General features: G+C 74.8%; 18 protein-coding genes. 6 read left to right on the top strand and 12 right to left on the bottom strand.

The features are described 5' to 3' along the window. Window positions 1-2: 2 nt before the first annotated feature. Both ACPC54_RS40045 and ACPC54_RS40040 read right to left on the bottom strand, forming a co-directional pair. Complete coding sequence (locus ACPC54_RS40045) at window positions 3-593, bottom strand: hypothetical protein (RefSeq protein ID WP_498972332.1); 591 nt, start codon at window positions 591-593, stop codon at window positions 3-5. A 131-nt stretch (window positions 594-724) separates the two neighbouring features. Then, window positions 725-1,330 carry a hypothetical protein gene (locus ACPC54_RS40040; protein WP_498972330.1) on the bottom strand — a complete coding sequence of 202 codons (606 nt, stop codon included), beginning with the start codon at window positions 1,328-1,330 and terminating at the stop codon, window positions 725-727. Between the two features lie 175 nt (window positions 1,331-1,505). Here ACPC54_RS40040 and ACPC54_RS40035 point away from each other — a divergent pair, with 175 nt between their 5' ends. After that, on the top strand, window positions 1,506-3,146 hold the full coding sequence (locus ACPC54_RS40035) for an outer membrane protein assembly factor BamB family protein (RefSeq protein WP_498972328.1): 1,641 nt from the start codon (window positions 1,506-1,508) through the stop codon (window positions 3,144-3,146). Window positions 3,147-3,225: 79 nt separating this feature from the next. Here ACPC54_RS40035 and pqqB read toward each other — a convergent pair whose 3' ends face one another. Genes pqqB through pqqA form a run of 4 tightly spaced genes read right to left on the bottom strand, consistent with a single transcriptional unit; the run spans window position 3,226 to window position 6,341 of the window. Then, the gene (pqqB, locus tag ACPC54_RS40030) at window positions 3,226-4,080 is read right to left on the bottom strand and encodes a pyrroloquinoline quinone biosynthesis protein PqqB (RefSeq protein WP_498972326.1); all 855 of its coding nucleotides are present in this window, start codon (window positions 4,078-4,080) and stop codon (window positions 3,226-3,228) included. Between the two features lie 22 nt (window positions 4,081-4,102). Continuing rightward, complete coding sequence (gene pqqE, locus ACPC54_RS40025; protein WP_498972324.1) at window positions 4,103-5,479, bottom strand: pyrroloquinoline quinone biosynthesis protein PqqE; 1,377 nt, start codon at window positions 5,477-5,479, stop codon at window positions 4,103-4,105. Continuing rightward, window positions 5,476-6,177 (bottom strand): pyrroloquinoline-quinone synthase PqqC, encoded by a 702-nt coding sequence (pqqC, locus tag ACPC54_RS40020; RefSeq protein WP_498972322.1) that lies wholly within the window; start codon window positions 6,175-6,177, stop codon window positions 5,476-5,478. The genes pqqE and pqqC overlap by 4 nt, the downstream gene beginning before the upstream one ends. Beyond that, a complete protein-coding gene (gene pqqA, locus ACPC54_RS40015; protein WP_498972320.1) occupies window positions 6,162-6,341 on the bottom strand; it encodes a pyrroloquinoline quinone precursor peptide PqqA in 180 nt (59 codons plus the stop codon). The genes pqqC and pqqA overlap by 16 nt, the downstream gene beginning before the upstream one ends. A 971-nt stretch (window positions 6,342-7,312) precedes the next feature. Here pqqA and ACPC54_RS40010 point away from each other — a divergent pair. Together ACPC54_RS40010 and ACPC54_RS40005 are read left to right on the top strand one after the other, a co-directional pair. Beyond that, on the top strand, window positions 7,313-7,705 hold the full coding sequence (locus ACPC54_RS40010) for a hypothetical protein (protein ID WP_498972318.1): 393 nt from the start codon (window positions 7,313-7,315) through the stop codon (window positions 7,703-7,705). Between the two features lie 251 nt (window positions 7,706-7,956). Continuing rightward, window positions 7,957-8,277 (top strand): hypothetical protein, encoded by a 321-nt coding sequence (locus tag ACPC54_RS40005; protein ID WP_498972316.1) that lies wholly within the window; start codon window positions 7,957-7,959, stop codon window positions 8,275-8,277. Between the two features lie 7 nt (window positions 8,278-8,284). Here the strand turns inward: ACPC54_RS40005 and ACPC54_RS40000 are convergent, their stop codons facing one another. Then, window positions 8,285-9,946 carry a protein kinase domain-containing protein gene (locus ACPC54_RS40000; protein ID WP_498972314.1) on the bottom strand — a complete coding sequence of 554 codons (1,662 nt, stop codon included), beginning with the start codon at window positions 9,944-9,946 and terminating at the stop codon, window positions 8,285-8,287. Next, window positions 9,946-11,670: a serine/threonine-protein kinase gene (locus tag ACPC54_RS39995; RefSeq protein WP_498972312.1), complete on the bottom strand. Its 1,725-nt coding sequence runs from the start codon at window positions 11,668-11,670 to the stop codon at window positions 9,946-9,948. The genes ACPC54_RS40000 and ACPC54_RS39995 overlap by 1 nt, the downstream gene beginning before the upstream one ends. 193 nt (window positions 11,671-11,863) lie before the next feature. On the opposite strand from ACPC54_RS39995, the gene ACPC54_RS39990 reads away from it, so the two are divergent. Both ACPC54_RS39990 and ACPC54_RS39985 read left to right on the top strand, forming a co-directional pair. Beyond that, complete coding sequence (locus tag ACPC54_RS39990; protein ID WP_498972310.1) at window positions 11,864-12,010, top strand: hypothetical protein; 147 nt, start codon at window positions 11,864-11,866, stop codon at window positions 12,008-12,010. Between the two features lie 58 nt (window positions 12,011-12,068). Then, entirely contained in the window at window positions 12,069-12,617 is a 549-nt protein-coding gene (locus tag ACPC54_RS39985) for a YciI family protein (RefSeq protein ID WP_498972308.1), read from the top strand. Between the two features lie 162 nt (window positions 12,618-12,779). On the opposite strand, the gene ACPC54_RS39980 is transcribed toward ACPC54_RS39985, so the two are convergent. Together ACPC54_RS39980 and ACPC54_RS39975 are read right to left on the bottom strand one after the other, a co-directional pair. After that, window positions 12,780-13,472 (bottom strand): SDR family oxidoreductase, encoded by a 693-nt coding sequence (locus tag ACPC54_RS39980; RefSeq protein WP_498972306.1) that lies wholly within the window; start codon window positions 13,470-13,472, stop codon window positions 12,780-12,782. 106 nt (window positions 13,473-13,578) lie between these two features. After that, window positions 13,579-15,012 carry a helix-turn-helix domain-containing protein gene (locus ACPC54_RS39975; protein WP_498972304.1) on the bottom strand — a complete coding sequence of 478 codons (1,434 nt, stop codon included), beginning with the start codon at window positions 15,010-15,012 and terminating at the stop codon, window positions 13,579-13,581. Window positions 15,013-15,213: 201 nt separating this feature from the next. On the opposite strand from ACPC54_RS39975, the gene ACPC54_RS39970 reads away from it, so the two are divergent. Then, entirely contained in the window at window positions 15,214-16,074 is an 861-nt protein-coding gene (locus ACPC54_RS39970) for a neprosin family prolyl endopeptidase (RefSeq protein WP_498972302.1), read from the top strand. 30 nt (window positions 16,075-16,104) lie between these two features. Here the strand turns inward: ACPC54_RS39970 and ACPC54_RS39965 are convergent, their stop codons facing one another. Further along, entirely contained in the window at window positions 16,105-16,836 is a 732-nt protein-coding gene (locus tag ACPC54_RS39965) for a MerR family transcriptional regulator (RefSeq protein WP_498972300.1), read from the bottom strand. Between the two features lie 86 nt (window positions 16,837-16,922). Next, window positions 16,923-18,347 carry a serine hydrolase domain-containing protein gene (locus ACPC54_RS39960; protein WP_498972298.1) on the bottom strand — a complete coding sequence of 475 codons (1,425 nt, stop codon included), beginning with the start codon at window positions 18,345-18,347 and terminating at the stop codon, window positions 16,923-16,925. Between the last annotated feature and the right edge of the window lie 203 nt (window positions 18,348-18,550).

Here is an 18,550-nt window from a genome sequence, read left to right as displayed (position 1 = left end):
GGCTACTTGCAGCCACCGCAGTTGACGCTGATGCAGCAGATGCCCTGGGCGAAGACCACCAGATCGTGCCCGGCCTGCCCGATCCACCAGGCGTCGGCGGACTGGTCGGCGGACTGGCCGGAGGCCGCCGGCTCGGCGGGGGCCGGCTCGGCGGGGGCCGGCTCGGCGGGGGCCGGCTCGGCGGGGGCCGCGACCGCGAAGCCGAGGGCGGCGTACGCGGACCACAGGTCGCCCTGGTGCCGGCGCAGGCTGTCGGTGAGGGCCGGCAGCGTGGTCCGTACGGCCGCCAGGTCCGCGTGCCGGGACGGCCCGACCAGCGCGAGGACGGCGGCCGCCACCCGGACACCCTCCGCCGAGGTGGCGGCCAGGCTGATCCCGGCCACCCGCACGGCCTCCGGCGCGGAGCCGTCGCCGCTCCCGTTCGGCCCGATCTCGACCAGGTAGCGCCGCCAGGGGTCGCCGAGCGTCTCCGGCGGGTCCGGGACGAGGACGGTGCTCGGCCCGGTGAGGAACCCGTGCGCGAGCACGGGCCCGGCGGACCCGTCCGGCTCGACGAGGCGCACGGTCGCACCGACGGTCGGGGAGTCGTTCATGGTGGGGTCCCAGCATGGTGAGGCCGCCCGGCGCGGGGCCGGGGCGGTGACCGGTGGTGTCCCGTCCAGTCCTAACCCGGCCCGCCCGACGACCGCCCCCGGAAGCGGCCCGTGCGAGTGAGGGTGCCCGACTACCCGAGGAAGTCCTTCCAGAACGGCACGGTGGCCTGCGGGTTCCAACCCTCCGGAACGGCGAAGCCCCCCGGCTGGGCGAACTCGTGGTCGATGTACTCGGCGAGGTCGGCGCCGTAGTAGACCATGTCCGTCCCCCAGATCGACAGCACCGGGTGACCGCTGGTGCCGCGCCCGGCGGGGATGAAGCGGTGTGCGTAGAGCGGCACCAGCGGGGGCGCGGCCGCGATCAGGCCGGTGACCACGGAGACGGCCCGGTCCGTCGTCGGCGGCCGCATGCCCCACTCGTCGAGCCAGCCGCCGCGCTCGACGGCGTCCAGCACGCCTTCCGCCGGCCAGGCGAGCCGGGAGCGCAGATCGGCGGGGTCGCCGTCGCGCCAGTCCGGCCACGGTCGCTCCCAGGTGGCGCCCTCCTCGGGCGGCTCGCTCACCGGGAGTCCGGCCGCCAGGAAGGCCCGGTGGTCGTCGGCGAAGCGGAAGCCGTACTCCGCCTCGACGCGCTCGAACTCCTCGGCGGTGAGGCCGGGTTCGATCGCGCAGTCGTGCAGCTCCCGCAGCAGGCGGGCGGCTTCGGCCCCGAGGCGGGCTCCGTGGGTGTCGGTCACGGGGGAACTGTAGTTCGCCCGGATCCCGGCCGCCGCCGGGGCCCGCTGCTCCCCTCGCGTGAACTGTCGCCGCGTCGCCCGACGGTTGCGCACCGTCCTGACTCAGCGTCACCACAATGGGCGCTCGGCCGGACCTCGGCGTCCACGGCAAACCCCGGAGACCAGGGCGGATCACATGACGCGACTCAGTTCACCGACGCACCGGCGAAGCAGAGGAGGAAGAAGGGGACGGGCGCTGCTCCGGCTCAGGACGGGGGCGGCGACGACGGCGGGCCTGCTGCTGCTCGGCTTCGCGGCGCCGGCGCAGGCCGTCGATCCCACCGTCTCGATCAACAACAAGCGCACCGGGTGGGACGCCAACGAGCCCAACCTGTCGCCCGCCCAGGTGTCCGCCTCGACGTTCGGGCAGCGCTGGTCCACCGCGGTGAGCGGCGCGGTGCTGGCCCAGCCGCTGGTCACCAGCACCAACGTGATCGCCGCGACCGAGAACAACGACGTCTACGGCCTCGACCCCGCCACCGGCAAGGCCAACTGGACCCGTCAGCTCGGCCCGGCCTGGCCCACCTCGACCGTCGGCTGCAGCGACCCCGCCGCACACACCGGGATCACCGCCACGCCGGTGTACGACCCGTCGTCCAACACCCTCTACCTGACCAGCAAGGCCAACGACGGCCCCGACGCCGACCACCCGCACTGGTACTTCCACGCGCTGAACGCCTCCACCGGCGCCGAGCGGGCGGGCTGGCCGGTGACCATCCAGGGCTCGCCGACGAACAGCCCGGGCCACCCGTTCAACGCCAAGACCGCCAACGGGCGCCCCGGCCTACTGCTGATGAACGGCTCGGTGTACGCGGCCTTCGCCTCCTACTGCGACACCGGCCCCTACGTCGGCCAGGTGGTCGGCGTCAACGTCTCCACCCGCAAGCTCACCATGTGGTCCACCGAGGCGGGCTCCGACACCATGGAGGCGGGCATCTGGCAGAGCGGCGGCGGGCTGGTCTCGGACGGCTCCGGCCGGATCTTCGTCGCCACCGGCAACGGCGCCGGCACGGGCGCCTCGCCGAGCCCCGGCCCCGGCAACCAGCCCCCGGCCCACCTCGGCGAGTCGGTGATCCGCCTCGGCGTGAACACGGACGGCAGTCTCAGCGCCCGGGACTTCTTCAGCCCGACCAACAACAAGACCATGGACAGCAACGACACCGACCTCGGCTCCGGCGGGCCGACGGCGCTGCCGGGCGGCTTCGGCACCGCCGCGCACCCGCGCCTGCTGGTCGAGGTCGGCAAGGACGGCCGGGTCTTCCTGCTCGACCGCGACAACCTCGGCGGCATGGGCCAGGGGCCCAACGGCACCGACAACCCGGTCAGCATGGCCGGCCCCTTCGAGGGCATCTGGGGCCACCCGGCCGTCTTCGGCGGTGGCGGCGGCTACATCTACACGGTGGCCACCGACACCGGCAACGGCCACTCCCCGATGCGCGCCCTCAAGTACAGCGTGAACGGCGCCGGCGTCCCGGTCCTCACCAGCGCCGGCACCAGCAACGAGGGCTTCGGCTACGGCTCCGGCTCCCCGTTGGTCACCTCCAACGGGACCAACCCCTCCTCCGCGCTGGTCTGGGCCGTCTGGTCCGGCTCCGGCGCGGGCGGCGTCGGCGGCGAACTGCGGGTCTACGACGCGGTGCCCGTCAACGGCGTCATGCACCTGCGCCGCTCCTTCCCGATCGGCACGGCGGCCAAGTTCGTCGTGCCCGCGACCGACGGCGGCCGCGTCTTCGTCGGCACCCGGGACGGCCACATCGTGGCCTTCGGCAGCCACTGACGGGCCTGGGGCGTCCATCGCGGGTGTGCCCGACCGGTTCTCCGGTCGGGCACACCCGCGTTCCGGGCCGCGCCGGGGTTCAGAGCTCGATCAGCCGGCCGTCCGCGGCGATCGCGGCGCCTGCTGCCGCCAGCTCGGGTGGGGTGGTGCGGGTGAGGGGGTTGGTGTTGTTGAGGTGGGTGTACAGGTAGCGGGGGCCGGGGTGGTGGGTGAGGTGGGGGAGGGAGTCGCGGATGGGGAGGTGGCCCATGCCGGGGGTGCGGCCGGGGAGTTCGTCGGGGGTGGTGAAGGTGCCGTCGAGGAGGACCAGGTCGGCGCCGGTCACGGCGCGGTCCATGGCCGGTGTCCAGTCGGCGAGGCCCGGGGCGTAGACGGCGCAGGCGGCGCTGCCGTCCTGGGTGAAGCGGTAGCCGGTCACCCAGTCGGGGTGGGCCGGGAGGTCGGTGGCGTAGCGGGGGCGTTTGCCGCCGAGGGCGAAGGGTTCGGCGTGCAGGCCGCCGGCGAGGTGGACGGGCTTGCCCGGGGTGGCGGTGTGCCAGGCGGCGGTGGTGTAGGCGGCGAGGAGCGGGCCCACGGGGAAGGCGTGGTGGAGTGCGTGGCGGACCGGCGCGGTGGTGTGGATGGTCAGGCCGACGGCCTCGCGCAGGGTCAACAGGCCCAGGGTGTGGTCGAGTTCGGCGCTGGTGAGCAGGACGCCGCGCAGCGGGGTGTCGCGGGTGCCGGGGGCGGGGGCGAGTTCGGGAGCGGCGAGGAGTTGGGTCCGCAGGTCCGGGGAGGCGTTGACCAGGTACCAGGCGCGGCCGTCGCCGCTGACCGCCAGGCAGTCCTGGGTGCGGGCGGTACCGGTGCGGCGGGCGGTGGTGCACTCGGTGCAGCCGCAGTTCCACTGCGGGAGGCCGCCGCCGGCGGCGGTCCCGAGGATGCGGATTTGCACGTGGCCTTCCTTTGGCGGGACTTCAGCGGAAGCGTCGGGGTGCCGGGGCCGGCGTGTCGGCCGGGGCCGGGGCGGTGACAAGGTGGTGGTGCGGGGAGAGCCGGCAGGCCGGGTCGGTCACGGCCGGGTCGCCGGTGAACTGGTAGGCCTGGCAGCGGCAGCCGCCGTGGTCCAGCTCGCGCAGCGCGCAGCTGCGGCACGGCTCCGGCATCCAGTCGGTGCCCCGGAAGCGGTTGAACGCGGGCGAGTCGTGCCAGCTCGCCGCCAGGCCGTCGGTGACGGCGTTGGGCGGCGTCAGGCCGGGCAGTCCGGCGGCGGCGAGGCAGGGCAGGACGTCGCCGTTGGGGGCCACCGCGAGCTGTTCCCGGCCCCAGCCGTTCATGCACGGCTTGACGGTGCCGTCGTGCAGGTCGGCGGCGACGTGCACGATCTCGATCCGCCCGCCGTGGCGCCGCCGGGCGGCGGCGACGTCCCGTTCGGCCTGCCGGACCTGTTCGGGGTCGGGGGCGAGGTGGGCGCGGTTGCGCCAGGCCCAGCCGTAGTACTGGACGTGGGCGAGCTCGACCCGGTCGGCGCCCAGCTCGACCGCCCGGTCCGCGAGGGCGCCGAGCCGGGGAAGGTTGCCGCGGTGCAGGACGGCGTTGACGGTCAGCGGCAGCCCGGCGGCGGTGAACTGCCGGGCGGCGGCGAGCTTGCGGTCGTGGGCGGCGATCCCGGCGACGGCGTCGGCGCGGCCCGGGTCGGTGTCCTGGAGCGAGAGCTGTACGTGGTCCAGGCCCGCCTCGGCGAGTTCGCCGGCCCGGCCGGCGGCCAGCGGCACACCGCTGGTGACCAGGTTGGTGTAGAGGCCCGACTCGCGGGCGTGGGCGACGAGTTGCGCCAGGTCGGGGCGCAGCAGCGGCTCGCCGCCGGTGAGGTGGAGCTGGAGCACGCCGAGCGCGCGGGCCTGGTCGAGCACCCGCCGCCACTGCGCGGTGTCGAGTTCGGCGCGGTAGCGGGCGAGTTCGACGGGGTTGGCGCAGTAGGTGCACTGGAGCGGGCAGCGGTAGGTGAGTTCGGCGATCAGTCCGAGCGGGGCGGGGGTACGGACCGTGGCGGCCGGGGCGGCGGCCGTGGTGGGGAGTGCGGGGGCGCCGGTGCCGTCGAGGGTGAGCAGTCGCCGTTCGGCCAGGTCGGCGAGCAGGGCGTCCACCTGGGCGGCGTCCACCCCCGCGTACTCCTCGGCGAGCCCGGCGGTGACCGCTCGCGCGTCGCGGCGCCCGTCGCAGTGCCGCAGCACGGCGGCGGCGGTGTCGTTGAGCAGCAGCACGCCCTCGGGGTGGAGCAGCGCGGTCCGTCCGCGCGCCGGGTCGTGCACCAGCCGGACGCCGGCGCGCAGACCCGGGACGGCCGGGTTCATCGGTCGGCCCCGTAGTCGACGGCGTCCAGCATCGCCCGCAGCACCTCGCACTTGAAGGCCAGCGCGGCCACGGCGGCCTGCTGCTGGGCCTCGGTGACGCAGTGGTCCAGGACGAGTTCGAGGGTGCGGGCGCTGTCCTCGCGGGCGACCGGGATGCGGTGCTCGAAGTAGGCGTACCCGGCCGGGGCGATCCAGCCGTAGTGCGCGCGCCAGGCGGTGACCCGGTCGGCCATGTGGTCGGGCGAGAACATCTCGGTGAGCGCCGCCGCCACTCCCTCGGTCCACGGCCGGGTCTGGCAGAAGTGCAGGTAGCCGTCGACGGCGAAGCGCACCCCGCGGGCGACGTGCCGCTCGTCGAGGACCTCGGCGCGGTCCAGGCCGACCGCCTCGGCGAGCACCAGCCAGTCGGCCAGGCCGCCCTTGGCGGCAGGACCACTCGGTCCGGGCCCGTCCTGGTAGGCGAGCCGGCCGGCCCAGGCCCGGCGGACCTCCGGGAGCGGGCAGTTGGCGATGATCGCGGCGTTCTTGCGGGTCAGGCAGAGCTGGTAGTACCAGCGGTTGGCGACCCAGCGCCGCAGCTCCGGTGGTGTGCAGCCACCGGAGTGCAGGCGCAGGTGGAACGGGTGGGTGTCCCAGTACCGTCCGCGCAGGTCGTACAGCCTGGCCGCGAACTGCTCGCGGCTCAGCGGTCGCGCCACTGCGCGGCCCGTCCGGCGTACGCGGTGACCTCGGCGCCGGTGCGGTGGCACTCCACCGCGGGCGCGGACCACGTGGGCCTGGCGCCCGCCGGCCGGGCCGCGGGCGCGGCGCCGACTCCCGGCGGCGGGGGCGGGGGCGGTGACGGGGTGCGGGCGGCATCCATGGCTGCCTCCTCGGATCGGGGATCGAAGAGGGCACGCGGCCCTCTGCCCGGACGGTACGAGCCCGGGCGCTCGGGCGCCGGTCGAGAACCCGCGCGGACGCGGCGGGGACGCCCTCGGGCCCGCCCCGCCACGGCCCTCCGGCGGCCCGCTGGGCCCGCCGGCACGCGGTCGGGACCGCACCCCGGAGGCCCCGGCGCCCGACTCACCCGCCCGGGTGACGCCGCCTGCTGTCGTTGCGGATTCGATCGGGTCGAGCATGATGGGAAGAAGGTGCCCGGCTCGGACGGGACGTCCACCAGCGGCGAAGGTGCCGGATTCCGCGTCACGCATCGACGATCGCGAGGAGGCCTCCTCATGAGCGATTCCGCATCCGATGACGGCGGCCTGCCGCCGGGCGGGGCTCCCTTGGCGGAGCCGTGCGACATGGGACCGTGCCCCACCTGCTCCGACGACCGTCAGATGTCGTCCCCCTGCATGTACTCCCTCGGGCACGACGGGGATCACCAGTGCTCATTCGGGGACGTCTGGGCACAGACGGACCCGGACGCCCAGCGCAGGTACTGCGGAGGCCCGTGCCCGGTCAACGCATGCGGGAAGACCTGCATCAGACGGTTCCTGCACCGCCCTTCACACATGTGCCCGCTGGGGCACACCTGGGACTAGGGTCGGTGAGGCCGGTGGCGAAGCCGGACTACGAGGCGCCGGTACGGGCGGGAAACCGGTTGGCCCGTCCGGCGGGGCCTGGGAGCATCGCCGGATGGGCGCTCTGGACATGGTGGCGGCGAGGGTGGCCGGTGGGGCCACGGTGGAGTTCCGGCCGAGCGGGGTCCGCGGGGCACGCCGCTCCGCGCCCCTACCACCGGCCCGACGGGCAACGGGCCCCCAAGAGTTCACCAACCGCCTTGATCCACCGCCCCCGGATGCACGATGCTTGGCCCGCACATCACAACCCGCCCTGGAGGGAGCACGGTTGGACTGGGCTCAGGCCGCCGGATACGGCGCGGTCGGCGGCGCGCTGGTCGAACTGGTCATCGCCAACGGACGGCTGCTCGCCTGGCAGGCCGCCCGGCACAAGGCCCGCGACGAGAAACGCCGCCGCCTGCCGCCCCTGCGCCACTACATCGACCCGACCGCCGACCTCGCCGCCGGCCTCAGCCGGGTCGCCCTCGGCGCCCTCACCGGCTGGCTGCTCCACTCGCAGGTCACCGGCCTGTACGCGGCGGTCGCCGCCGGGGCCTCCGCACCGGCGCTGATCCGGCAGCTGGGGACCTTCGGCAGCGTCCGCGAGATCGTCCAGGGCCCGGCGCCGGACGGCGACGGGGCCGCCGGGGACCGCGGACGGTCCGAGGAGGTGGCGCCGTGACCTTCCACCGTCGGTACCTGCGCTCGCTGCTCGCCTCGGACACCGGGCGCCGCCCGGCTCCTGGTCCGGGCGCGCCTGCGGCATGCCCGCGGCCCGGGCCGGAAGTGGCGTGGTGGCGGCGGTTCCTGGCGTCACTGCTGGACGTTCCGAACGTTCCGATGTCGACGGGGCTGGTGGGGGTGGTGCCCGAGACGCGGGGACCGGCGGTTCTGCCGCCGGTGGCGCCCGTGCCACCCGTCCCACCCGCGCCCGTGCCACCGCCGTGGCGACCCCGGCCGCCGCGCTTCGCCCCGGCCCCGGGCGGGATCTGGGGACCTCAGCCCGCCGCCCAAGGGCCGGTTCCGTACAGTTCCGGTGGGCTCAAGGACGCCGTCGAGCCGCCCGGCCCGAGACGCCGGCTCCTCCTGACCCTGGCGGCCGTCCTCGCCCTCGCCGTGGCGGCGGGGCTGCTGGGGTTCCTGCTGGGCGCGTTCGACGGCCCCGACCGTCCGAACCCGCCGAAGCCGTCGCCGAGCACCTCCGCCCCGGCCGTCCCGGGCCCGACCGCCCCGGTGTTCACGCCGCTGCCCTGACCCCGCCTCAGCGCGGCATCGCGGCCAGCGCCGCCCGGGCGACGGCGGCGGCCTGCGCCTTGCAGTCCGGCTCCGGGTGGCCGTCGCCCCCGAGCCCGACCCACAGGCGCAGGTTGCCGTCCCGGGCGACCAGGGCGCAGGTCTCGCCGCGGCCGGGATGGTCCCAGTAGGCCTCGTCGCCGATGCCGGGGGCGTCGGCCAGCCGGTCCTTCTTCGCCGCGTCGGAGAAGTCGTCGCTCTGCGCCTTGGTGGCGTTCCCGCCGCTGCCGGCGCTGCGCCGCAGCTCCCAGCGGACGGTGGCAGACGGGTCCTTGTCCTCGTACCGGACGCCCTGGACGACGGACGAGGCGTACCAGGAGCAGCGGGTTTCGGCGGAGTCGGTCCGTTCGACGTACCAGTCCTTGTCGGGCTTGCGCTGGTCGGCGGGCAGGTTCAGCCGGCCCGCCGCCTCCGCGCAGATCGGCGCCTTCACGTACTTGTCCGGACCTGCCGGGCCGTCCTGCGGGCCCCACAGCAGGTACCCGCCGACGCCGAGACCCGCGACGAGCACGCCGGCGGCGGCGAGGGCGGCGACCCGGCGGAAGCGGGGGCGGCCCCGGACGGCGGACGCCGGTGCGGCGGCCGGTGGACCGGCGGCGGGTGGACCGGCGGCGGGTGGTGGTTCCGGGTCCAGGGCGGTCGCCCCGCCGGGTGCCGCGGCCTCCCGGAGCGCCGCCCGGGGGTCCACCACCACCGTCCGGGCCTCGGGTCCGGTGCCCTGAGGTACGGCTCCCGCGCCCTCGCCCGCGCCGAGCAGCCCGTCCACGGCCGTCTGCTGCGCCGTGATCAGCGCGTGCACGGCCTCCGGCCAGGCCCGCGGGACCGGGGCGACGGGCCCGAGCAGATCGAGCAGCCGCGCCGGAGTGGGCCGGGCGGCCGGGTCCTTGGCCAGGCAGGCCGCCAGCAGCGGGCGGGTGGCGGCCGGGACGGCGCCCAGGTCGGGTTCGGTGTGCACGACGTTGTACAGGGTCTGCAGGGTGGTCGCCCCGGCGAACGGGTTGCGGCCGCACAGCGCCAGGACGAGCAGCGAGCCGAGCGAGAACACGTCGCTGGCCGGGCCGAGCGCCCGGCCCTCGGCCTGTTCGGGCGACATGTACGCGGGCGAGCCGATCACCCCGCCGGTGCGGGTCAGCTCGGTGGCCTCCTCGGCGGCCCGGGCGATGCCGAAGTCGATCACCCGCACGCCGTCCTCGGCGAGCAGCACGTTCTCGGGCTTGAGGTCGCGGTGGACCAGGCCGACCCGGTGGATCTCCACCAGGGCCGTCGCCAGCCCGACCGCGAGCCGGTGCACCGCGTCGGCGGGCAGCGGCCCGGCCACCTCCACGGCGGCGCCGAGCGAGGGGCCGACCACGAACACCGAGGCCAGCCAGGGCGTGGCCGCCTCGACGTCGGCGTCCAGCACGGCGGCCGTGTAGGCACCGGAGACCCGCCGGGAGGCGACGACCTCGCGCCGGAAGCGGGCCCGGAACCCGTCGTCCGCCGCGTACCGCCCGTGCACCTGCTTGACCGCCGCCAGCCGCCCGTCCGGCGCGGCCCCGAGCAGCACCCGGCCCATCCCGCCCCGGCCCAGCTCGCCCAGCACGCGGTACGGCCCGACCTCGGCCGGGTCGGAGTCCCGGCGCGCGCGCATCAGGGCGTCCCCGGCTTGGTGCGGGTGGGGGTCGGGCGGGGCGCGGGGCCGTTCCGGGAGACCGCCGCCGCCAGCTGCACGGCGGATTCGCCGATCGCCTTGGTCGTCTCCCCGCACCGGCCCTTCGGGTAGTCGGCGCCGTCCACGAACACGTCCACGGTGATGTTGACGTCCCGGAGGTAGAGCGCGCAGTGTTCGTTGCGGAGGAAGCGCTCGGGCAGCCAGAAGCCCTCCTCGGCGTAGTGGATGCTCTCGTCCCGCGTCCGGCCGCCCATGTAGAGGCTCTCGTAGCGGTCCTTCGCCCGCTCGGCGCCGGTCCGGCCGCCGGGGACGCTCGCGAAGGTGTCCCAGGAGACGTACAGCTTGTCGCCGGTGCGGGTGTTCCACCAGCAGAAGTTCTCCAGGCGCTTGCCCTCCTTGTCCGGCCGCTCGTAGTCGCCGCCGTCGACGGTCCCGGCGGAGAGGGAGAACTCGGCGGGCACCTTCACCTTCTGCGCGTCGGTGCAACTCGGCACCACCACGGCGTACTTGTCCGCGACCTGGGAGAGCGGGACGTTGCCCGGGGTCGGGACGGGCTCCGGGAACAGCAGGTCCTGGAGGTCCGCCGGGCCGACACCGGTCATCGAGACGAGCACCACGGCGATCCCGCCCAGCGCCAGCCCCACCCGGAGGCCGCGCCGGCGGCGCGGCCGGGGCGGCGGCTCGACGGCGGCGGCCGTCGCGGGCCGGGTGGGCACCGGCACGGGCGCGGGGACAGGCGCGGGCGCGGGGACAGGCTCGGGCTCGGGGACAGGCTGGGGCGCGGGCATCGGCCCGGGGACGGGCTCGGGCGTCGGCGCGACCGCAGGCGTCCGGGCCGCCGCGCCCAACTGCCGTACCAGCCAAGCCTCCCGCTCGGCGAGCAGCCGGTGCACCGGGTCCGGCCAGGGCCGCGCCGAGGGGGTGATCCGGCCGACCGTCGCGAGCACGTCCTGCAGGGTCGGCCTGGCAGCCGGGTCCTTCGCGAGACAGGCCCGGACGATCGGCCGCAGGGCCACCGGCACGCCCGCCAGGTCCGGCTCGCCGTGCAGCACGTTGAACAGGACGCTCGGCAGCGACTCCCCGCCGAACGCAGGCCGGCCGGTGGCGGCCACCACGAGCGTCGCGCCCAGCGCGAACACGTCGCTGGCGGCGGTGGGTTCGCGCCCGTCGAGTTGCTCGGGGGCCATGTAGCCGGGCGAGCCGATCATCGCGCCGGTACGGGTGAGCCTGGTGTCCTGCCCCTCGGCGGCCCGGGCGATGCCGAAGTCGATCACCCGCACGCCGTCCCCGGTGAGCATCACGTTCGACGGCTTCAGGTCACGGTGGATCAGCCCCGCCCGGTGCACGTCCGTCAGCGCCTGCGCCAGCCCGGCCGCCAGCCGCCGCACCGCCTCCTCGGGCAGCGCCCCGGCCGCGGCCACCGCCTCGCCCAGCGTCGGACCGGGCACGAACTGCGCGGCCAGCCACGGCGTCGGTGCGTCCGGGTCGGCGGCGATCACGGCCGCCGTGTAGGCGCCCGACACCCGGCGCGAGGCCTCCACCTCGCGCCGGAACCGCGCCCGGAACCCCTCGTCCTCGGCGAACTCGGCGTGCACCTGCTTCACCGCCACCGGTCGCCCGTCCCGCGCGACCCCCAGCAGCACCCGGCCCATCCCGCCCTGCCCGAGCACCGCCAGCACCCGGAACGGCCCGACCGTCTCCACGTGTACATGCCCCCCGACCTCGCTTGGGCACAGATCCTACCGACGCTCTCGGCCCCGCCCGCCCTTCGTCCGCGAATTCACGTTCCGTCAGAGCCTCGTCAGCAGACCGTCAAGAACACCCGCGCCCGGTTCGACCCGGTGCAGGCTGGTGATCACCTGCAGGTCCGCAGGCCACACCCCGGAGGTGAACCGCATGTCCGTCCTCACCGCGCCCCACTCCCCCGCGCCCGCCCGCCTGCGCACCGCATTCGCCGCCGTGCTGCGCCGCCTCGCCACCAGCCCGCTCGACAACTCCGTCCTGCAGGCGATGGGCGCACCCCGACGCCCGTCCCGGCCCTGACCGACCCGTCGCCGGAAATCCGCTCGCCCCGAGGGCCGGGCCGCAGTGATCATGAGGCATGGAATTCCTCGCCTACCACCGCGACCGCACCGGCTCCCTGCCGCTGCGCGACGCGATGCTGGAAACCCACTGGTCCTACATGGACGGCTTCGCCCGCGAGATGATCGCCCGCGGCCCGACCCTCACCGAGGACCGGGAGCTGCCCACCGGCAGCGTGCACATCCTCGACCTGCCCGACCCCGCCGCCCGCGCCTTCGCCTTCGACGAACCGACCTACCAGGCGGGCGTCTACCGCGACGTCCTGCTCCGCCGCTGGCGCAACCTCCTGGGCCGCACCATGTGGGACTTCCCCGGCGGCCGCGAAGGCGACGACCGCTACTTCGTCCTGGGCCTCGGCGAGGGCGAGCCCGCCGACCTCACCCTCCCCACCGACCACGACGACCTCGTCGCCTACGGCCCCCTCCTCTCCGACGACGCCACCACCTGGCTCGGCACCGCCACCCTCCTCCGCGCCCCCAGCCCCGCCGCCGCCCGCGCCATCCTCACCCCGGACCGCTACGCCACCATCGAAGTCCACCCCTGGCACCCCGGTGGCCGCCCGTCCTGACCCACCCGGCCAGCGGGGGCGTGCTCCACCCATTGCCGGAGAACACCCCCGCTGGTGCCGGGCCCGCCGCGGCGCGCGTTGGCCCTCTTCCTCAGCCGGCGCATCCGTGCCGCGGGCACGGCGCACCCGCGGCCGGAGTAGGCCCCCGGGGCCGTACGCGCGTCAGCCGAGCTGCCCGGTCGGCCGCAGGGTGATCTGGTTGATGTCCACGCCCGCGGGCTGGTTGAGCACGAAGGCGATCGTGTCCGCGATCTGCTCGGGGGTCATCGCGTCCTCGGGGGTGCCCCCACGCTCGGCCCAGAACGCGGTGTCCACCACTCCGGGGGCGACGACGGTCACGCCGACCAGGTCCTTGCCGACCAGCAGCCGGGTGTTCTCGGCCAGCGCGTGCACGGCCCACTTGGTGACCGAGTACAGGTTGCCGGGCGTGTTGCGCACCCCGGCGACGGAACCGATGAACACGATCCGGCCCTTGGACGCCCGCAGCTGCGGCAGGGTCTCGCGCACCAGCAGGGCCGGGCCCAGAACGTTGGTGAGGACCATGGCGCGCATGTCCTCGGGGGCGTGGCTCTCCAGGTTGCCGGGCAGCGAGAATCCGGCGTTGGCAATGACGTTGTCCAGTCGGCCCCACGTCTGAACCACGCGGTGCACGACGGCGGCGACGTCCTCCGCCTCGGCGGCATCGCCGGTGATCGTCAGCAGGCGCTCACCCGCTCCGGCCGACGCGGCGAAGGCGGCCAGCTTGCCCGCGTCACGTCCGGTGACCGCCACCCGGTGGCCCTGCTTCAGGAGGGTGCGGGCAGTGGCGGCACCGATTCCGGTCGATCCACCAGTGATCAGAGTGACGGGCTCCATGCAACGGCCTCCTCGGCGATGTCACCATCAGTGTCCCAAAACGCCTGCACTATACGTGGGGTGAGCTGCTGCCAGGATCGGGCTCCCACGAGTACTCGGTCCGGCGCTAGATCGACGCGTTCGACCGGAGCGGTGGTGCGGTCGGCGCCGGGCCGAGGGTGGTGGTGCCGGGTGTGGCCTGGTGGTCGAGGCCGCTGCGGTAGACGTCGAGGGCTTCCTCCGCGCGGCCGGTGCGGCGCAGCAGGTCGCCGAGCAGTCGGCACAGGTCGGCCAGGTCGGCGGTGGCCCCGGCGTGCTGGAGCACGTCCAGGGCGGTGCGGTAGTGCGTCTCGGCGTCGGCCGCTGCGCCGCGCTCCTCGGCGATCCGCCCCAGCAGCCGGTGGGCGGCGCCCGCGTGCACCGCGCCGCGCTTGGGGTGCAGCGAGCCGAGCAGGTCCGCGAGCAGTGCCGCCGCCTGGTCGCTGCGGCCGGAGCGGCGCAGGACGTCGGCGAGTTCGACGTCGATCTGCTGGGTGTAGAGCGCGGCATGACGGTCCGTCAGCATCGCGCGGGCGGTGCGCAGTTCGCGTTCGGCGGCGGGCAGGTCGCCGTCCTGGGCGCGCAGGTAGCCGCGCATCCAGTGGCAGTGCGCCAGTTCGGTGCGGATCCGCAGCTGCTGGTAGAGCTCCTGGGCGCGGGCCAGTGAGGCGTCGGCCTCGGCGGCCCGGCCGTCGGCGAGCATGGTGCGGGCGACCGACCGGTGCAGGCGGGCGACCGCGATCGGATCGTCCACCTGGGCGGCGAGCGCCAGGGCCAGTTCGGCCGCCTGTACGGCCCGGCGGTGCGCGCCCAGGTCCAGGTAGGGGGCGATCACCGCGGAGTAGAGCAGCAGCAGCGCCTGCGGATCGGGCAGCGCGGCCGCGTTGAGCTGGTCGATCGTGCTCTCCAGCAGGTAGCAGGAGTAGCGCACGTCGCCGGCCAGCAGGTGGGCGACCGCCCGGCCGCGCAGCGCCGGTACCCTGCGGGGCAGCGGGGCGTCCCGCAGCAGGTCCTCGGCGGCGCGGAAGTGGCCGATGGCATCGTCGAGTTCGCCGACCTCCAGGGCGCAGTCGCCCAGCCCGAGCAGTGCCGCTGCCTGCTCGTCGGCCAGCTCGTAGCGGGCCGCTTCGGCGGCCAGGTCGGTGAACTGCGCGGCGGCGTCGGCCGATTCGCCGGTGCACAGGGTCTGGCGGGCGTCGGCCAGGCGCAGCCGCAGATCGGTGGCGTAGTGGGCGGGGCGTCCGGTGGCGAGCTGTTCCGCGCTGACTCCGAGCCGTTCGGCGAGGTAGCGCAGGGCGGTTTCGGAGGGTCGGACCTTTCCGGCTTCCAGGGTCGAGACGTACGCCGCCGTGTAGGCGGGCTCGGCCAACGCGCGCTGGGTGAGCCGGCGTTCGGCGCGCAGTTCCTGGATCCGTCTGCCAATCCGCAGCCGGTCGTCGTCACCCTGGCTTGCCTGGTTTCCCTGGTCGGCCTGGTTTCCCTGGTCGGCCTGGTTGCCTTGGTCGTCCTGGTCGCCCGCCATGCCGCTCCTGTCCTGTGTCCCGGTCGCGCTGCCGCGCCCAGGCTATTGCGTGCCGGTGTGGCCGCCGCTAACTTAATCCCCAATGTAAGCCGGTTTAAGTCGGTAGTTAATACCGGGTCAGGACTCCCCCGGACCGGACTCGGGCCGACCCCGCACGCACTCGCTCCGCCCCCCGTACTCGCTCTCGCTGAACGGACCCCCATGCGCACTCGGCGAACCATCCTCGGCACCGCCCTCCTGACGGCCGTCCTCGGCCTGCCGGCCGCCACCCCGGCCACCGCCGCCGCCCCGACCGCCCCGACCACGGCGGCGGCGTCCGCACGGCACGCCCTCCCGCCGGCGGTTCCCTCCGCCGCCGCGCCGCTCGCCGGCGGCTCCGGCCCGGTCTGCTGGTTCGGCGCCTGCTACGACTACGTGTCGGGCCGTCAGAAGACCGACGCCGCCGGTGCGAGCGTCCAGATGCTCCAGTCCGCCCCCACCCTCAAGCCCGGCGACACCTCCTCGCACTCGCTGCAGGAGCTGGCCGTGCAGTCCGCCGACAGGAAGTCCACCGTGGAGGTCGGCTGGACCGTCGACCTCGGCCTCAACGGCGACCTGCTGCCCCACCTGTTCGTCTACCACTGGGTGGACGGCCAGGAGAGCTGCTACAACGCCTGCGGCTTCGTGCCGGTCTCGCGCACCGTGACCGCCGGCATGGCCCTGCGGCCCGGGGACGCCGGACGCTACGGGATCGTCAACCTCGGCGGCGACTGGTGGATCTTCTACAACCAGCACGCCGTGGGCTACTTCCCCGGCTCGCTCTGGAACGGCGGCTACACCCGCGCGCAGACCATCACCGCCTTCGGCGAGGTCGCCCACGCGGCGGGCAGCACCTGCGAGTCCATGGGCGACGGCCGCTTCGGCAGCGCCCCCGGCTCCGGCTGGATCCGCGACTTCCAGCTGCTGGACTCCGCCGACTCCCCCCGGCTGACGGTCACCGCCACCAGCCCCGCCCTCTACGACTCGGGACGGGCCACCGCCACCGCGTTCCACCTGGGCGGCCCCGGCGCCGGCCCCTGCTGACGGCGGATCGGCCCACGGCGCCCGGAGGCGTCAGCCCCTCATGAGTTGGGCGAGGCGCTCCCAGGCCGGGGAGGAGGCGCCGGCCTGGGACTGCGCGGTCAGCCGGGCGATCCGCGGATTGTCGACGGGCTCGGCCCGGGACCGGCGGCGGTCGCGGTTGGCGAGCCACGTCCGGGTGCGCTCGGCGAGTGCGGGCAGGCGCGGGTCGTCCGGTGACCAGTCGTAGCCGGCGTCGGTCTCCAGGTAGAGGGCGCGGAACTCGGGGTCGGTGATGAACTCGCGCTTCTCCGCGAACCACCGGTCGGCGTCCTCGGGCGAGGCGGTGCGCATCAGGATCCAGCCGTCGCGCTCCAGGCGCACCTGGCGCTCGCTGACCCCGAGCCCGCGCAGCTCGTCGAGATGGTCGACGACCTCCGGGGAGACGAACAGCCGCTCACCGCCGGACAGTTGAGCGAGCTGCGCACGGGCTCGGCGCAACTGCGCGATGCGACCCCGGAGATCGTGGTCGATCTCGGCGATGGCCGTGGCGAGCGTGTCGGGGTCGGCGTCCAGGAGGCCCTTGACGCGGGCCAGTGGCACGCCCGCGTTGGCGAGCGTCCTGATCTTGACCAGGGTGAGGGCGTGCTCGGCGCCGTAGCGCCGGTAGCCGGACGAGTCGCGGTCGGGCTCGGCGAGCAGGCCGCGCTCGTGGTAATGGCGGATGGCCTTGGTGGTCACCCCGGCGTAGTCGGCGAGTTGGCCGATCGTGAGCATGGTGGACATCCTCCCACGGGACGGCAGTTCGGCGGCTGCTCGGACCGGGCGGATCGAACCCGGCCGACCAGACCCGGCCGACCGGACCCGGCCGATCAGTCCCGGCGGGTCAGTCGGCCACCGCCGTTGCGAAAGCGCGCCCGGCCGTCGCGGACGTCGTGGTAGGACACCAGCAGCAGGCGCAGGTACCCGTCGAACGCTTCCAGCGGGTACCCGGCCGGCGCGAACAGGCCGGGGCGGATCGGCACGAGACGGCGCGGCGGGGCCGAGGTCGTCCCGCCGGCGAACTCCGTGAAGATCCGTTCCTGCGAGGCGTCCGCCGGCTCGTAGGTCGTCCGCTCCTCCAACTGGCCGTCGACGACACTGACGTCGACGCGCAGCTGGTTGGACCGGTACACGCCCACGTACGGGGCGAGGTCGACGTCCTCGGCCGGCTCGGTGATCAGCGCGGGGAGCGGGACGCCGAGGTACTCGGTGAGCAGCCACCGCAGGATCCGGTCCTGCAGCAGGATCGCCGCCGGGTTGTTGCCGAACGCGGTGAAGACCAGGTCGTGCTCGGGCAGGACGCACAGGATGGACACTCCGCCCGGCGAGGCGCCCGACATCGCCAGGACGGTCGTGTCGCCGAACGGGTACAGCACCCAACCCATGCCCATCGGCGGGGTGTTGGGGGTGCCCATGTCGAACGCCACCTGCCGCATCAACGCGGCCGACTCGGCCGACAGGACGCGTGCGCCCGACGGGGACACACCGCCGGCGAGGTGGGTGCGCCCGAACGCGAGCAGGTCGGCGACGGTACCGATCGGCGTGCCGCCGGCCGGCCCCCAGGTGTCGGGCAGCATGAACATGCCGGTGCGCCTGGCCGCCATGGTGGCCGGGTCCAGGAAGTGGCCGACCGCCGTGCTGCGCAGGACGGCCTCCTCGGCCGAGGTGCCGGAGTCCGTCATGCCGACCGGTGCGTACACCTCGCGCCTGAGCTGCTCGGGGAAGGGCAGTCCGGTCACCGCCTCCAGCAGGCGGCCCGCCACGATCATGCCGCCGTTGGAGTAGCTGAGCTGCTCGCCGGGCTCGAACAGGGCGCCGCAACTGCCCGCAAGGCCCTGAACGTAGGTCTTCAGGGCGTCGCGGCCCTTGGCGTCGGGGAAGTACAGGTCCGCGTCGATGCCGTTGGTGTGCGAGAGCAGATGCCGCACGAGGATCCGGTCCGCCGCGCCCGGCGCGCTGAGGGCGAACTCGGGCAGGTACCTCACCACCGGAACGTCGAGGTCCAGGACTCCGCGCTCGACCTGCTGGAGGACCAGTGTGGTGGTCAGGACCTTGGTGACCGAGCCGAAGAGGAATCCGGTGTCGTCGAGCATCGGCGCTCCGGTGGCGGCGTTCGCGACACCGTGGGCGACGACGACCTGCTCGCCCACGTGGTGGACGCCCGCCACGAACCCGGGGACGTGGTTGGACTCGCAGAAGGCGGCGGCCTGCTCGCGGATCTCGGCTGCTACGGCGCTCAGCGCGTTGTTGTTCATGCGGACCATCGTCGAACCCTGCCCCTGGGGCAAGGTCAAGCCCCGTACACGGGAACCAGGCCGATGCCCGTGCCCACCACGCCGATGTGACGCCCCGGCGGCGCGGCTAGGCTGACCGCATGACCGATGAGGCGGGACGGGTCGAGCCGTCCGGGGTGTGGGCCACGGCCGTGGGCGTGGCCAGGGTGCGGGCGATGGAGACG

The organism is Kitasatospora sp. NPDC094028, assembly GCF_049543595.1.
GTDB lineage: Bacteria > Actinomycetota > Actinomycetes > Streptomycetales > Streptomycetaceae > Kitasatospora.
This window is presented reverse-complemented; position numbering and strand designations above follow the sequence as displayed.